Origin of the sequence: Rothia gullae (assembly GCF_024294905.1) — a bacterium.
GTDB lineage: Bacteria > Actinomycetota > Actinomycetes > Actinomycetales > Micrococcaceae > Rothia.
This window is the reverse complement of sequence record NZ_JANCOC010000007.1, coordinates 41,425-56,066: the sequence shown is the minus strand read 5'-3', so window position 1 is coordinate 56,066 and position 14,642 is coordinate 41,425. Positions and strand designations below refer to the sequence as shown.

Genomic DNA, 14,642 nt, shown 5'->3' with positions numbered 1-14,642 from the left:
CCGCGCCTAACGTCCAACACCCCGCGCGGTGCCCGCGGATGACTCCCAGAAACTCACCCGAACCATCCATTCTCTGAGGGGATCTAACCGTGTTAAGCGTTGACAATATTTGGGCAAAAGGGCGCCACACTCCGCTTTTTGACCGCACCACCTTCTCAGTGGGCGAGGGTGAAGTCATTATTGTTCAGGCGGATAGCCAGTTGGAGCGTACCTCTCTCGCGTTGGCGCTGACTGGTCGTCTTCCCCTGTCCGGCGGAACGATTAGCTGGAGCGAAGGCGATGATGAGCCTCGCCGTATTTCGATGAAGCGTCTGCGTGATCTCAGCAGCGTGGTGGACTCTCCTGATGTGACCGCTCCTGAGCAGCATATGCGCGTACACGATTATGTGTCGGAGATGCTCTCCTATAACCTGCCGATTTTTGGTCGTTCCCGCGCGAGCCGCTGGTTGGCTGAGCGCGGTCTTGAGGAGCTGGACGGCTTGTGGATGGATGAGATTAGCGGCGAGATGAATATTGAGCTGATGGCTGCTTTGGCGCAGCATAGCCCCTCTGATTTGCTGGTTTTTGATACTCCTTCCCGGCACCTGAACCACACGTACATGTGGCTTCCGTACCTGGAGGAGCTTGCCGCTGACGAAGACCACCCGCGCATGGTGGTGGCTGTTGTTCCGCATATTTCTGAATCCTGGCATGGTGCGCGTGCTGTGGTCGGTCGTGCCCCTGAGGAAAACGTGCCGGATCTTGTTGAGGGTGAGATTGAGCCCTCCAATGATTCCCTCGAACATGGCGAAAACGCTGAGAAGGAGTAAGAATGACTGTTCTGCGTGTTGCACTCGTTGAGCTGAAGCGCCTGACCAGCGGTGTTCTGCCGGTTCTGGTGCTGCTTGCGATGTCCTGCATTCCGCTGCTGTACGGCGCCCTGTATCTGTACGGTAACTGGGATGCTTACGGCCATGTGAATGGCATTGTGGGTGCCCTGGTGGTTGAGGATGAGGGAGCTGAGGATTCTGAAGGTAAGCAGGTGAACACCGGTGCTGATGTGCGCCGGTCCCTGCTGGATGCTGGCACGTTTGATTGGCGTCAGGTGCAGACTCGCACTGAGGCTGTTGAAGGCGTGGAGAACGGCACCTATGACTTTGCGATGGTGATTCCGAAGGACTTCTCCCGTAATTTACAGAGTGCCGGTTCGTTCAAGCCTGATGCTGACGGCAAGACGGGCACTATTGATGCGCGTTCGGCGGGTATTGAGGTCATTACGAATGATGCAAATAACTATGTACTGACGAATATCGTCACGAAGGCGGGCACTTCGGTGCGTGATTCGGTGGCGGAGAAGGTCGGTAATTCTACGGCGAATTCGCTGTTGGCTAGCTTCACGACTATTCACTCGAAGATGGGTGAGGCTGCTGATGGTGCCTCGAAGGTGAATAACGGCACGGTGAAGCTGGCGGATGCGATTGTTCAGCTGAAGGATGGCACTGCCACGGTGAATGATGGGGCCGTGAAGCTGAATGATGGTACTTCTTCTCTGGCTGATGGTCAGTCCCAGTTGTTGGATGGTCAGAAGCAGTTGGCGGAGGGTGCTGCGAAGCTTGCTGATGGTGTTTCGACTTTGGATTCGGGTGCCGAGAAGCTGGATTCTGGTGCTGCGAAGCTTGCCGATGGTGCTTCGAGTTTGAAGGATGGTTCGTCGACTTTGGCTTCGGCTGCGGCGTCTGCTTCTGATGGTGCGGCGAAGCTGAAGGATGGTTCGGCGACTCTGGCTGAGGGTACTGCGAGCTTGAAGGATGGCTCTGCGTCGGTGGCGAAGGGTGCTAATGATTTGGCGTCTGGCATCCATCACTTGCGTGAAGGTATGGATCAGGCGGGTATTCGTGAGTTGCCGGCCGAGTTGAACACGATGTGCATGCACCTGCATGAGACGGATACTTCTGCCGGTAGCGGCGATTTTGGTCGTGATCTGTCGAATACTGTGGTGTCTGCGAGTGCGCAGAAGGTGCGTGCTCAGGTGACTCCGCTGGTTGAGGCGGGTACGTTGACTCAGGAGCAGGCTGATCAGCTGGTGGCTGCTGTTGATTCTGAGGAGACGAAGAACGAGGTTGCTGAGCTGAATCAGAAGGCTCTGCAGTCTCATTTGGTGGCTCGTGATGGTGTCGCTACTGATGTTCTGTCGAAGTTGGGCGCGTTGAAGTCGAGCCATTGTATTTCTGATGGGTCGTCGTCGACTGCGGTGAAGGTTCAGACTTTGGTTTCTGGCGTGGATTCGTTGGATTCTGGTGCTTCGTCGTTGGCGAAGGGTGCTTCGTCGCTGGCTGAGGGTGCTGCTCGTGTGGATGCTGGCGCGTCCTCGTTGGCGTCGGGTTCGGCGAGCCTGGCTGATGGTAATTCCAAGATTGCTTCGGGTGCTTCGAGCCTTGCGAGTGGTTCTGCGACTTTGTCTGGTGGTGCTTCTGAGCTGAAGGAGGGTACTGATTCTTTGAAGAGCGGTACTGCCGAGCTGAAGGATGGTAGCGGTACTTTGGCGGAGAAGGAGCAATCTGCGGTTGAGGGTCAGCAGAAGTTGGCTGATGGTGCGAATGAGCTGAAGGATGGTGCGTCGCAGCTTTCTGACGGTACGGCGAAGCTGTCTGATGGTTCTACTCAGCTGAATGATGGTGCTTCCGAGTTGAAGGATGGTACTTCGTCGCTGGAGAGCGGCCTGGTTTCTGGTGCTAAGCAGGTTCCGAGTCTTGCACCAACTGATCAGGCGAAGGTTGCGGATACGATGTCGAACCCTGTGACTTTGTCGCAGGAGTCGCTGGCGTCGGCTCGTAACTATGGTGAGGGCATGGGCCCGTTCTTCATGTGCTTGGCGTTGTGGATTGGCGGCTTGATGCTGGTTCAGACGTTGCGTGTGATGAATAACCGTGCGTTGGCTTCGCATGCTCCGTCGATTCGTGTGATGCTCGGTAGCTGGATGCCGTTCGGCCTGGTGGGTATTGCTCAGGCGACTCTGATGTTTGCCGCGATTAAGTTTGGTTTGGGCTTTGAGATGGCTCATCCGTGGCTGGTGTGGCTGTTCCTCTGCTATGTGGCTTTGGTCTTTACCGGTTTCATTCATGGTTTGACGGTGATTTTAGGTGCGCCGGGCAAGCTTGTTGCTTTGGTCATTTTGATTCTGCAGCTGATTACTGCGGGCGGCACGATGCCGTATGAGACTTTGCCTGAGTCGATTCGTTGGATGCATGATTTCTTCCCGATGGGTTATGCGGTGGCGGGTACGCGTCGTTTGGCGTATGGCATTAATGAGTCGAGCCTGTGGGGCATCATGCTGGTTTTGACTCTGTGGGGTCTGGCTGGTCTGATGTTGGGTTACATTGGCACGCGTCGTGATCGTACGTGGTCGCTGAAGAAGCTGGCTCCGGAGATTACGGTGTAACAAACCCTGTTTAGTCGCACCGGGGGAAACTGTCTAATAAAATAGAGATATATCTGCAAAAAGGGAGGGAGGACTGCTGATGTTGCAACGCCCAGTCGCTGAAGCTTCAAGTCGTCGTCCCGGCCGTACAGGTAGAACTCAGTTGAAGTTGTTCAACGCTGCTATGGAAATCATGACCGAAAAGGGGCTTGAGTACGCCACTGTTGAAGAGGTGGCTGCCCGGGCGGGTGTTTCTAAGGGAACCGTGTATTACAACTTCGGTTCTAAGAAGACCATGGTGGATCAGCTGGTTCAGTACGGCACGCAGTTGCTGCTGAGCGATGCGCGTCGCGCGGCGTCGGTTCATTCTGATCCGCGTGAGGCGTTGCGGAGTGCTGTTCGCGCCGCGTTCCAGTATCTTGAGGACCGTCCGGGTTTTACTCGGATGTGGCTTTCGGAGGCGTGGAAGGGTGCGGATGGTTGGACTGAGGCGATGAGCGATAACCGTCTGAATCTTCTGGATTTTTTGGAGGAGATGACGGAGGCTGTGGCTCGCCGCTATACGGTTGATACCGCTCAGAATCCTCGTGCGATTGCGATCTCTATGTTCGGCGCGATTTACATGTTTGCTATGGATCGTGAAGTGCATCAGGCGGAGCGCAATGCTGAGGACGCAACGCGTGCTGTCATGCTGGTTGTAGATGGGTATATCCGTCATTAGGCGGACCTATTGGGGTCTGTAGACGTAGCCGGGACTTCGGTGTCGGGTGTCGAAAAGGGCACGGCGAAAAGGGGCCGTGAAGAGGGCGACACCCGGCTGCCGCGTGTGGTTTTTCTTGCTCTCCTGTTGGGGGTGTGCTATAGTTTTCCACTGTTGGTGGTGTGTCCGAGCGGCCGAAGGTGCATCACTCGAAATGATGTTTGGTGTAAAAGCCAACGGGGGTTCAAATCCCTCCACCACCGCACCAACGAAAACCCGTCGAGATTCGTCTCGGCGGGTTTTTGTATGCCCGGATTGTTCTGGGGCGGCGCTGTCGGGTGCGTTGGTGGGTGTTTGTGCGGGAGGGGGGGGTGCTTCGCTTCGTTTTATAGGTTGTGTGCCACTTCCGGGGCTTTACCGGTGCTTGCTGATTCGGGGGTGGGTAAAATCGTATTATGCGTATTAAGATTCTTGACCACCCGCTGGTCTCCCACAAGATTAGTGTTCTGCGTGATAAGAACACCCCGTCCCCGATTTTCCGTCAGCTGGTTGATGAGCTGGTGACCCTTCTTGCCTATGAGGCGACTCGCGAGATTCGTGTGGAAGAGGTTGAGGTTGTGACTCCGGTGGCGACTACTACCGGTGTTCGTATTGCTGATCCTAAGCCGCTGGTTGTTCCGATTTTGCGTGCTGGTCTGGGCATGCTGGAGGGTATGACTCGTCTGGTTCCGACCGCTGAGGTGGGCTTCCTGGGTATGGCTCGTAATGAGGAGACCCTGGATATTGTGACTTATGCTGAGCGTCTGCCGGAGGATCTGACTGGTCGTCAGGTGTACCTGCTGGATCCGATGCTGGCTACCGGTGGCACTCTGATTGAGTCCATTAAGTTCCTGCGTGAGCGTGGCGCTGAGTCTGTGACTTGCGTGTGCCTGATTGCTGCTCCTGAGGGCATTGCTGCTCTGGAGAAGGGCATTGAGGGTATGGAGAATGTTGACCTGTTCCTGGCTGCTCGTGATGAGCGTCTGAACGAGAAGGCGTACATTATTCCGGGTCTGGGCGATGCTGGTGACCGTCTGTACGGTCTGGCTGAGTAGTTTTTCAGCGTTATTCACGTGATGTGAATGGGGCGCCTCTGCATATGTATGTGTGGGGGCGCTCAGCTATGTCTTGCGGGTGTTTGCCGGTTGTGTGCCGCAGGGTGTCTAATGTGTTTGAGGCTTGGGCCGCGATGGTGCTGTTGGGTGTCGGTGTGGGTTTATGAAACACCCTTGACAGTGTGTGATGAGCAACACTATAGTGCTTTGAGGGGGCTCAAAATATATTGAGCATATTCACAGCTTCACATGAAAATACAGCGTGAAACCAGTAAATAAAAGAAGCTATGAATATTTATAGGGGAAAAAATACTGAAAGCTTCAGATAGTCCCTGAAACCCTAAAACATTAGAGGGGGCATTGTACTCCTCTCACCCATAAAGATGAATCCACTATGCTGAATCCGCTTGATTTATCCGTCAAATAGGAGAAATATTAAGTAAGAGGATTGAAGCTCGAACAGGTATTGGGGACTGTTTTAGCTCCGCGTCACTTCCGGCGCACCCCACACTACGTACGACAGGGATCCCGTACACAGACTTTGAGAGAAGGTTGAATCATGTCAGGCGCTGTACCTGGATATGTGCACATCTCCCAGCGTGGCCGCGCCGCTAAGCGCCAGGTCGTGCAGTCTCAGCGTCTCGTTGCACAGGCCGCAACGTTGCGTCCGATGACTTTCTCAGCCGGTGACCCTGCCCATAAGCAGGCTCAGGAAAATGAGGCACGCGGCTTTGTGCTCTATGTGGGTTTGAATGAGGAACTTGCTGCAGCGAACGGCACCTCCCTGGTGCGTATCGTTCAGGATCTGCGCACTTACGCACACCACCTGGCTCCCGAGTCGGAGTCGTACGCCGCTGTGGCGTTGGCTCCGGTGAATGCTGAGGGTAGCGACCTTGAGGTGGTGCGTAATGCGCTCGGTGATCCGACCGCAATGTATATGCACCCGGAGGCGAATGTCGCCCGCGAAGCAGAGACCATGAATAGCCACTCTTCGGGTGTGCTGATTGATTTGGCGCGCCGCGAGGTATTCCTGGACGGTGAGCCGCTCATGCTGACTTTCAAGGAGTTCGAGCTGCTGGCACACCTGGTGGAGAACGTATCTCGCACCGTGGGTCGTGAGGAGCTGCTGAAGGCGCTGTGGAGCTCCGGTGACGAGCATCCGCATGAGCGTACGATTGACGTGCATATTCGTCGTCTGCGTTCGAAGCTGGGTCGTCTGTCGGGTACTGTGCGTACGGTGCGCGGTCAGGGTTACCGCTTCTTTGAGCACCCCGAGGTTGTTGTCTGGGCTGCTCCGGAATACTCAATCTAGTTTTTAGAGTACACCCCGGTGTGCTGGTGTCATGCCGGTGCGCCGGGGTTTACTTGTGCCCCTAGGGGTGTTAGTATGCGTGCTGTGGGCTGCGTGCGGCACGTTCCGGCACCCTCTAGATAGAATGGGTGTATGGCTGAAAATTCTTCCAACACTGCATCTGGCTCGCACCGCCGCGGGAATAAGCGTCTGATTATTATGCGCCATGCGGAGGCTGATTGGGGTCTGAATGATTTTGATCGTCCGCTGACGAAGCGCGGCCATGAGCAGGCTGCCGCTGCTGGCGCCTGGATGGCGGCTCGCGGTTATATTCCGGAGCAGATTATGTCGTCGTCGGCTTTGCGTACTCGTCAGACAACGACTTGGGTTTCGGATGGTTTGGGGGCGAAGGCGCCTACCGCTCATCTGGACGAGGGACTGTATGAGGTGTCTGCGTCCCGCATTATTGCGCGCATTAATAGCGTTTCGGAGAATGTTCATTCTCTAATGGTGGTGTCGCATCTGCCCGGTGTGCAGGATGCCTCGCAGCGCCTGATGAGCCCTGATTCTGACCCGAACGCGTCCATGGATGTGTATTACGGTTTCCCACCCTCTTCTATTGCGGTGTTTGAGGTGCCGGGGGAGTGGGCTCTGCTTGATGGTGCGGATGCGCGCCTCGTGGACTTCAAGAGCTTCTAGGCTTCGTGCCTGAATGAAATGGGTAAAGCAAAAGCCCCGTACCAGCCGGTACGGGGCTTTTTATGGCGGAGACGGGGGGATTTGAACCCCCGGTCGAGTTTAACCCCGACCCTTCATTAGCAGTGAAGTCCATTCGGCCGCTCTGGCACGTCTCCACGGTGCGCTCGTGAGCGCATCCCTATAAGAATATAGGCTGTTTTGCGCTTGGTCAATTCGACCTGTGAGGCGCGAGAGATATATGTGGGTGAGATGGTGGTGTTGGGAGTTATGAATATGTTGCTCGGTATTCTGGCTCAGCCTTTTGAGATGGTGCTGTTGTTTCTGTTCCTGATGAATGTTTAGGCAATATCTTTTATAGCTATTGGTCAGAGAAAGCCCGCGAGCGCCCCGTGCGCCCGCGGGCTTTTGTGTGCCTCATCAGTTTTCTGGTCAGTGCATATATGGTGCCGATAGCTCCAGAATGACGAATCCGTTTGTGCCCACCTCAGCGATAGGTTAGGGTGAACAAGGTTCAATACACACCATTCACACGAAAGAGGGATCACATGTCTCAGAACCCGCAGGACTCTAACTCCTACGACTACAACCCGGAATACGGCAACCTGAACCAGCAGAACTCTCAGAACGGTCAGCCGCAGTACCAGCAGCCTGGTCAGTACGGTCAGCCCATGATGGTGCCTGTCGGCATTGTTCAGAAGACCCCCGAGCAGCTTGCGGGCGAGAAGGCTGGTCAGACTTCCATGGTGCTCGGCATTATTGGCCTGATCTGCAACTTCTTTGTTAGCTGGTGGCTGTTCGGCCTGCCCTCGCTGATCATGGGTGTTATCGGCATTATGAAGGCTAATGAGGCTGAGCGTTTTGGCACTGCAGCTTCGGGCGGTCGCATCATGGGCTGGATTAACGCAGCTTTTGGTGGCCTGTTCTTGGTTGTAGTCGGTGGTTTCCTGCTGCTGGGTCTTATCGGCGTGGCAGGTGCTGCTTCTTCCTCTTCCAACCGCTTCGCTGAGCTGGTCAGCACCCTGGCACTCTTCTAAAAGCTCCTGCCCTCCTAGAGGGTACATAAAAGCCCCGTTCCTCAGTGTGAGGAGCGGGGCTTTCGCGTAACGGCTGGCACTATACTGCCCTCTTGAAATGTATTGTGCGGGTTTGTGCGACAGATGTAGTTGTACCCGTTTCGGTGATAGGTTAGGGTGAATACTGTTTACCACACACCAGCCGTACGAAAGTGAGATGCCATGTCTCAGAATCCTCGGGGCTCAGACCCCTACGATTACAACCCGGACTACAACCGTCTGAACGAGCAGTACAACCAGAACGGCCAGTACGGGCAGAACACTCAGTACGGTCAGTATGGCCAGTACGGTCAGAATTCGTACGTTCAAGACTCGTATGGTCAGAATCAGTACGGCCCGTACGGTCAGCAGTACCAGCATCCTGGTCAGTACGGTCAGCCCATGATGGTTCCTATTGGTATTGTTCAGAAGACCCCCGAGCAGCTTGCTGGCGAGAAGGCTGCTCAGACTTCCATGGTGCTGGGTATTATCAGCTTGGCGTGTATCGTAACTCTCAGCTGGTGGCTGTTTGGTCTGCCTTCCCTGATTCTGGGTGTTATCGGTATTTTCAAGGCGAACGAGGCAGAGCGTTATGGTGCGGCTGCTTCAGCTGGTCGTATCTTGAACTGGATTAGCGTAGCCATTGGTGGTATGTTCCTGGTGCTTTTCGGCGGAGGTCTTCTGCTGGCGATTATGCTGGCTCTTTCTGATTCTGCCGCAAATTCTAGGCTCGTGGAGACTGCGCAGATACTGGCACTTTTCTAAACGCTGTCACCCTCACTGGAGGGTATGCATAAGCCCCGTTCCTCAATAGGAGGAACGGGGCTCTTTGCGCTCCACACGTGGAGCAGAAGCTATAACGCGGATGGTAAGGGATTTGAACCCTTGAGACGGGGTCACCGCCTACTGGTTTTCAAGACCAGCTCCTTCGGCCGCTCGGACAACCATCCATACGCACCAGAGACCGGCATTTTATGGCAATACCGTGCCGCAGGGCACTACGAAATTATCTCATGCGATAAGCTTTCTGTAAATCGCGCGCCAACGATGGCGCTTCCGGCAATGAGGAGGACTTATGAGAGCAATTATTGAGAACAGTCACGGTGGGCCTGAGGCTCTGACAATCAGCGAAGTCCCCGCCCCCGTACCCCGCTCCAACGAAGTTCTCATCCGCGTTCACGCCGCCGGAATCAACCGCGCCGACGCCCTGCAGCGCCGCGGATTCTACCCGCCGCCCGCCGGCGCGAGCGCAATCTACGGCCTCGAAGTAGCCGGCGTTGTCGAAGCGGTCGGTGAAGGCGCCTCCGTGGAGAACCGCGGCACCCCCGTCATGGCGCTCCTCGCTGGAGGCGGCTACGCAGACTACGTGACCGTACCGGTCGACCATGTGCTACCCGTACCCGAACAGCTGAGCTTCGCCGAAGCCGCCGGTATTCCCGAAGTCGCGGCAACCGTCTACTCGAACCTGGTGCTCACCTGCGGTATGAGCATGAACCCCGCCGAAAACCTCAAGGAAGACGGCGAACCCGTGGTGGTGCTCATTCACGGTGGTACCGGTGGTATCGGTGTACACGCCATCCAGCTGGCACTCGCCGTAGGTACCCGCGTGTTTGCAACCGTGGGAACCGAGGAAAAAGCAGAATATGTGCGCTCACTAGGCGCGGAACCCATTATTTATACCGAACATTCGTTCCGTGAAGTTCTGCTGGCTGAAACTGGCGGACGCGGCGCTGACTATATCCTCGACGTCGTGGGCGGAAAGTACCTGGACGACAACCTGCACACTCTCGCCGACGGTGGGCATCTGTGCATTATCGGTCTGATGGGCGGTGCCAAAGCAGAAGTGAACCTGGGGTATATGCTCTCCCGCCGTTTGTCTGTGCACGCTACAAATCTGCGCACCCGTTCGGATCAGCAGAAGGCTGAGATTCTGCGCGGTGTACGCGAACGCGTGCTGCCGTTGATTGAATCCGGCAGGATTGGCGTGGGTTTGGACCATATCTTCGACATGGAGGAGGCTGCTGCTGCCCACGAGTACTTCGACTCCGGTCAGCATCGCGGCAAGATTGTGCTGCGTATGGTCTAGAAATCGCTGCGCCCCCGCGGTGCCATTTTATGCCGGTGCCATTTTAGGCTGGCATCGCGGGGACTGTTGCGTGAGGGGTGTGAAGAAAAGCTGGGGTTGAAATAAATAGCTGACTGCTGACATCTCGTCACTAAAAGAAATTTAGGGTAACCTAAGTATAGGGAGGTTTGCGGGTCGCCCCAGAGCCCATCACCGGCAGCCTCCACCGACCAATAAACACGGCACACACACCACGCAGAGGAGGACATATGGGACTTAAAAGCTACCTGCAATCCCGCCGCGACGACGCCGAACTCGGCAAAGGCATCTGGCGCCGATCCCACGACCGGTTCATTCGCGGCATTGACCGCTTCCACCAGGTCCTCGAACGCCTAGCGGCAACCGATTCGTCCACCTCCATGATTGAGCTCATCGTGCCGGACGCAAACGCGCTTGCCGACCTCATCCCGCGCGTGCGTGCGGTCGCTATGGAAGCGCACCGCCTCGCCCCCAGCGACGGCGATATTCCCGCCTCCCCGTTCGGCACCTACTCCGACCTGAACCGCGCCCTCTCCAAAGCGGGTAACGCCGTGGCACTCTGCGCCGAAGCGCTCGCCATGGCACGCTGCTTCGGCGACTGCGCCACTGGATGCGACCGCCAGGTAAGCGTACACCGTCGCGTAGAAACCGTCATCCAGCATATTGAGGATGCCGAACGTCTGATTCAGCGCGCCCAGAAGGAAGCCGCCGGCGAGCTGACCTTTGACAATGGAATTCCCGTGGGCCGCACCCAACTGGTTGAGGCATAACACAGGGGCATAAATCGCGGTCAATAGGCGAGTTAGTTTGATGTGCACCTCAACAGGCGATACGCTTAAAGAAGAGGTGTAGGACACTTATTATGCGGTTACGTCACAATGGAGGTGGCGACATAATGCGATGGTACGCGCGGAATAACCGCAGGCTTTTTCCTGCCCCTCTACGGCACAACCCAATGCATATACAATTCACGGAAGAAGTCACACACCATGTTTGAATTCCACCGCAATGAGCGTGCGCGTCAGCTACGCCCCAGCCTCTCACGCTCCTGGCTCCTCGTGCGCGCCAATTCCTCCGAAGAAGTGTTTGAAGAGGCCTTCGAATCCGAGGCTGACTCCATCATCATCGACCTCGAAGACGGCTGCCCCGCTGAAGAGAAGGACGCAGCCCGCGAACAGGTCGTCCGTATGCTCAACTCCGGCGTCGTCGCATGGGTGCGAATCAACGCCATCACCACCGAACACTGGTGGAAGGACGTCAAGGCCCTCAGGAACGTGAAGGGCCTGCGAGGCGTCATGCTCGCCACCGCAGAGCACGCCACCGACATTGACCGCACCGCAGCCGAGCTGCCCCCCGGAACCCCCATCATCGCGCTAATCGAGTCCGCACTCGGCGTGCACCACTCCGTCGAAATTGCGCGCGCCATGGGCACTTTCCGCCTCGCATTCGGCGCAGGCGACTACCGCCGCGACACCGGCTCCTCCGCAACCCCCATGGCGCTCGCCTACGTGCGTTCACAGCTGGTCATCGCCTCCACCCTGGGTGGTCTGCCCGGCCCCATCGACGGCCCGACCCTCGGCGCATACGGTGCCGACCTCTCCAAGGCATGCGGCTACGCGAACGATCACGGCATGACCGGTAAGATCACCCTCGACATCCGCCAGGCCGAGACCATTAACGCAGCATTCTCCCCGAGCGAGATGGAAATCGAAGAAGCACACCAGATGCTCGACGTGCCCCTCGACGGCCCCCGCGACGGCTCCTATCTGCCGCGTTACCTGCGTGCAAAGAAGGTTAAGGAACTCGCCAAGGTTTATGGCCTGTGGGGCAAGACCGATAGCGACTTCCAGCGTGCCTCCAAGTAAGGTGCTGACGTAAAGTACACGCGCAAAAAGCAGCGCATCCAACCTCTGAACAGGGAATCGGATGCGCGGCTTTTGTCTGCCTGAAACCTCATGATGCTATAGCCTGGCAGGCTGACGGTCGGCGGCCTAGTTGCGGGGCGACTTTCCGCCCGTCAGCGCATGAGCGCACACGTACGAAGTCGCTAAAGAAATCACAATCGGCACCAGGAACGAGGTGTCATCCTCATACACGGAACGGTAGAAGAACCACACCACCAAAGAAACAACCAGCGCCAGCACGTATACCAGCGCAAAACGCATCGTGGGGCTCATCGGGCGTGAAGAACCCGCGGAGGCGCGGCCTGCCTGCGCACGGCCCCTCTGGCGCTTAGCGGATGCGGATCGAGAAGACATGAGAATCTCCTAAAGTTCGACGGTGACATCTTCGAGAAAACGACAACTCTCAGATGCTAAAAACCGCCGCAACACACCGGAAACCGGCACGCGTTACGGCGGATGTGGAGCCCCCAGTGGGATTCGAACCCACGACCTTTTCTTTACGAGGGAAATGCTCTACCCCTGAGCTATAGAGGCATATACGCAATCATTCGCAGCTACCCTAGAGCAACCAACGAACAGTGCATACCCCGCAATAGTACCAAAAAGGCGGGGGAGAGGCTAATTACTTTCAATACCGGCCCCGCAACTGGGAGTAGGCGACAGAGCGCCTATGGGGTGCGCTGCATTCACCCCGCACACCCGCCCGAAGATAGGGAAAGTTCAGGGCAGAGGCATACAATAAACCCTGTACCCACGGTGGCTGGCAGCACCTCACAGCGCACATCAACCACAGACGTATCAACCACAGATCAGCCCACCACCCGTAGAGAGAGGAACCACCATGACTTCACCCCTCAACCGCCGCACCCTGCTGCTGGGCGTAGTGCCCGCCGCCGCCCTGGGACTGAGCGCGTGCGGTTCCAGCTCCTCCCAGCCCTCCGCATCGGCATCTGCAAGCACCGTCGCTACCTCGGCAAGCGCATCCGCAAGTGCTACCGCGAGCGCTTCGGCATCCGCGGACCCTTCGGCTTCGGCAACCGCCGATGACGGCTACGTCGGCTACCGCCTCAACCGCGAAGTACCCGGCGCAGGTACCGCAACCCTGTACACCGACTACCAGTGCCCCTACTGCGCCAAGGCAGAACCCAAGTTCGAAGAAGCCGCCAAGAAGCTTGACGGCATCATGAACGTGACCGTGCGCCACATGCCGCTGAACATGCACGCCAACGCCGTACCCGCCGCCCTCGCTGTAGAAGCTGCAGCAGCTCAGGGTAAGCACGTTGAAATGGCGAACAAGCTCTTCGCCGCCCAGAACGACTGGAAGAACATCCAAGAGCGCTCTAAGCTACGCACCATCTTCAACGACTATGCCAAGGAACTGGGCCTGAACGTCGAAGAATTCGACAAGGCTCTACTCGACTCCAACACCGTCAAGCCCGTTCAGCGCGACTACGAGCACGCCGTGAAGATCGGTGTGAAGGGCACCCCCACCTTCGTCGTGAACAACAAGGTCATTGACGGCCTGGATTCGTCCTCCTCGGTGGACGACCTGGTCAGCACCTTCAAGCGTGAAGCTGGCGTGAAGTAGTGGCGCCCATTCAGCTTTCCAGCGGTCAGCGCGCCGAAATTCATCCCGATGGGTTCAGCGACCACGGCCACGTCCTCGAAATTGGTGGCGCCGAGCAGTCCCATGTGGATGTGCAGAACCCCGACTACGTGTTCTACGAGTACCTGCGCCGCATCGCAAACACGGTGGATGCGCTCGCGCCCGCCGGCGAACCCATCACCGCCGCACACCTGGGCGCCGGTGCACTCACCCTCGTGCGCTACATTCAGGCGACCCGCCCCGGCTCCCGCCAGGTTGCCGTAGATATTGAGCCTGAGCTCATAGGCTTTGTAACAGACCGCCTGCCGCTACCTGCCGGAACCAACTGCCAGTTGGTGGTCGGTGACGCCCGCGAACAGCTGGCGAACCTGCCTGAACTGCTAGGCGTGCCCGGCTTCGACGCGATCATTCTCGACATCTTCACCGGCATGGATGCACCCGCCCACCTGGCGAACCGAGACTTCTACCGCGAACTCAAGGACGCCCTGAACGATCGCGGCATGGTCGCCATCAACGTGGGTGACGACGCGGGTCTGCCCTTCTTCCAGTTGCAGGCAGCCGCCATGCTGGAAGTCTTCGACCACGTGTGGTGCCTGTGCGAAAGTTCCATGATTAGCGGGCAGAATGAAGGCAACCTCGTGCTGGTTGGTACCGCCCGTGAGCTGGATGAGGACACCCAGGACTGGCTGTACGCCCTGGGCCCGCATCCGGCGGAGGTGCTCACCACCGATGAGCTGCTCAATCTGCTAGAAGAGCTGACTGAGAGCTAAACCTGACGTACAAAACCGTTGAGGC

At 57.0% G+C, this 14,642-nt stretch carries 14 protein-coding genes and 4 tRNA genes; 14 read left to right on the top strand and 4 right to left on the bottom strand.

All coding sequences use genetic code 11. The features are described 5' to 3' along the window. Nucleotides 1-89: 89 nt before the first annotated feature. The 7 genes from NML54_RS05615 to NML54_RS05585 all read left to right on the top strand — a co-directional run bounded on the left by NML54_RS05615 (nt 90) and on the right by NML54_RS05585 (nt 7,181). On the top strand, nt 90-809 hold the full coding sequence (locus tag NML54_RS05615; RefSeq protein WP_254756496.1) for an ABC transporter ATP-binding protein: 720 nt from the start codon (nt 90-92) through the stop codon (nt 807-809). Nucleotides 810-811: 2 nt separating this feature from the next. Beyond that, on the top strand, nt 812-3,418 hold the full coding sequence (locus NML54_RS05610; RefSeq protein WP_254756494.1) for a YhgE/Pip domain-containing protein: 2,607 nt from the start codon (nt 812-814) through the stop codon (nt 3,416-3,418). A 79-nt stretch (nt 3,419-3,497) separates the two neighbouring features. Beyond that, entirely contained in the window at nt 3,498-4,118 is a 621-nt protein-coding gene (locus NML54_RS05605; RefSeq protein ID WP_005504416.1) for a TetR/AcrR family transcriptional regulator, read from the top strand. Nucleotides 4,119-4,273: 155 nt separating this feature from the next. After that, a tRNA-Ser gene (locus NML54_RS05600) sits at nt 4,274-4,360 on the top strand. A 192-nt stretch (nt 4,361-4,552) separates the two neighbouring features. Further along, a complete protein-coding gene (upp, locus tag NML54_RS05595; RefSeq protein ID WP_254756492.1) occupies nt 4,553-5,191 on the top strand; it encodes a uracil phosphoribosyltransferase in 639 nt (212 codons plus the stop codon). A gap of 559 nt (nt 5,192-5,750) precedes the next feature. Continuing rightward, nucleotides 5,751-6,503, top strand: coding sequence for a winged helix-turn-helix domain-containing protein (locus NML54_RS05590; protein WP_254756490.1), 753 nt, complete (start codon nt 5,751-5,753; stop codon nt 6,501-6,503). A gap of 132 nt (nt 6,504-6,635) precedes the next feature. Next, nucleotides 6,636-7,181, top strand: a complete 546-nt coding sequence (locus tag NML54_RS05585) for a SixA phosphatase family protein (RefSeq protein ID WP_254756488.1) — start codon at nt 6,636-6,638, stop codon at nt 7,179-7,181. Between the two features lie 63 nt (nt 7,182-7,244). On the opposite strand, the gene NML54_RS05580 is transcribed toward NML54_RS05585, so the two are convergent. Continuing rightward, a tRNA-Ser gene (locus NML54_RS05580) sits at nt 7,245-7,336 on the bottom strand. A 390-nt stretch (nt 7,337-7,726) separates the two neighbouring features. Here NML54_RS05580 and NML54_RS05575 point away from each other — a divergent pair. Further along, a complete protein-coding gene (locus NML54_RS05575; RefSeq protein ID WP_254756486.1) occupies nt 7,727-8,215 on the top strand; it encodes a DUF4190 domain-containing protein in 489 nt (162 codons plus the stop codon). A 201-nt stretch (nt 8,216-8,416) separates the two neighbouring features. Then, a complete protein-coding gene (locus NML54_RS05570) occupies nt 8,417-8,998 on the top strand; it encodes a DUF4190 domain-containing protein (protein ID WP_254756484.1) in 582 nt (193 codons plus the stop codon). A 97-nt stretch (nt 8,999-9,095) separates the two neighbouring features. Here NML54_RS05570 and NML54_RS05565 read toward each other — a convergent pair. Then, a tRNA-Ser gene (locus NML54_RS05565) sits at nt 9,096-9,183 on the bottom strand. Nucleotides 9,184-9,308: 125 nt separating this feature from the next. Here NML54_RS05565 and NML54_RS05560 point away from each other — a divergent pair. From NML54_RS05560 to NML54_RS05550, 3 genes are all read left to right on the top strand, one after another. Further along, a complete protein-coding gene (locus NML54_RS05560) occupies nt 9,309-10,319 on the top strand; it encodes an NAD(P)H-quinone oxidoreductase (protein ID WP_254756482.1) in 1,011 nt (336 codons plus the stop codon). A gap of 248 nt (nt 10,320-10,567) precedes the next feature. Next, nucleotides 10,568-11,107, top strand: coding sequence for a dehydrogenase (locus NML54_RS05555; RefSeq protein ID WP_254756480.1), 540 nt, complete (start codon nt 10,568-10,570; stop codon nt 11,105-11,107). A 219-nt stretch (nt 11,108-11,326) separates the two neighbouring features. Continuing rightward, nucleotides 11,327-12,202: an HpcH/HpaI aldolase/citrate lyase family protein gene (locus tag NML54_RS05550; protein WP_254756478.1), complete on the top strand. Its 876-nt coding sequence runs from the start codon at nt 11,327-11,329 to the stop codon at nt 12,200-12,202. A gap of 126 nt (nt 12,203-12,328) precedes the next feature. Here NML54_RS05550 and NML54_RS05545 read toward each other — a convergent pair whose 3' ends face one another. Beyond that, on the bottom strand, nt 12,329-12,595 hold the full coding sequence (locus tag NML54_RS05545) for a hypothetical protein (RefSeq protein ID WP_254756476.1): 267 nt from the start codon (nt 12,593-12,595) through the stop codon (nt 12,329-12,331). A gap of 105 nt (nt 12,596-12,700) precedes the next feature. Beyond that, a tRNA-Thr gene (locus NML54_RS05540) sits at nt 12,701-12,775 on the bottom strand. Between the two features lie 307 nt (nt 12,776-13,082). On the opposite strand from NML54_RS05540, the gene NML54_RS05535 reads away from it, so the two are divergent. Together NML54_RS05535 and NML54_RS05530 are read left to right on the top strand one after the other, a co-directional pair. After that, a complete protein-coding gene (locus tag NML54_RS05535) occupies nt 13,083-13,829 on the top strand; it encodes a DsbA family protein (protein ID WP_254756474.1) in 747 nt (248 codons plus the stop codon). Next, a complete protein-coding gene (locus tag NML54_RS05530) occupies nt 13,829-14,617 on the top strand; it encodes a spermidine synthase (protein ID WP_254756472.1) in 789 nt (262 codons plus the stop codon). Before NML54_RS05535 ends, NML54_RS05530 begins: the two co-directional genes overlap by 1 nt. Nucleotides 14,618-14,642: the final 25 nt, after the last annotated feature.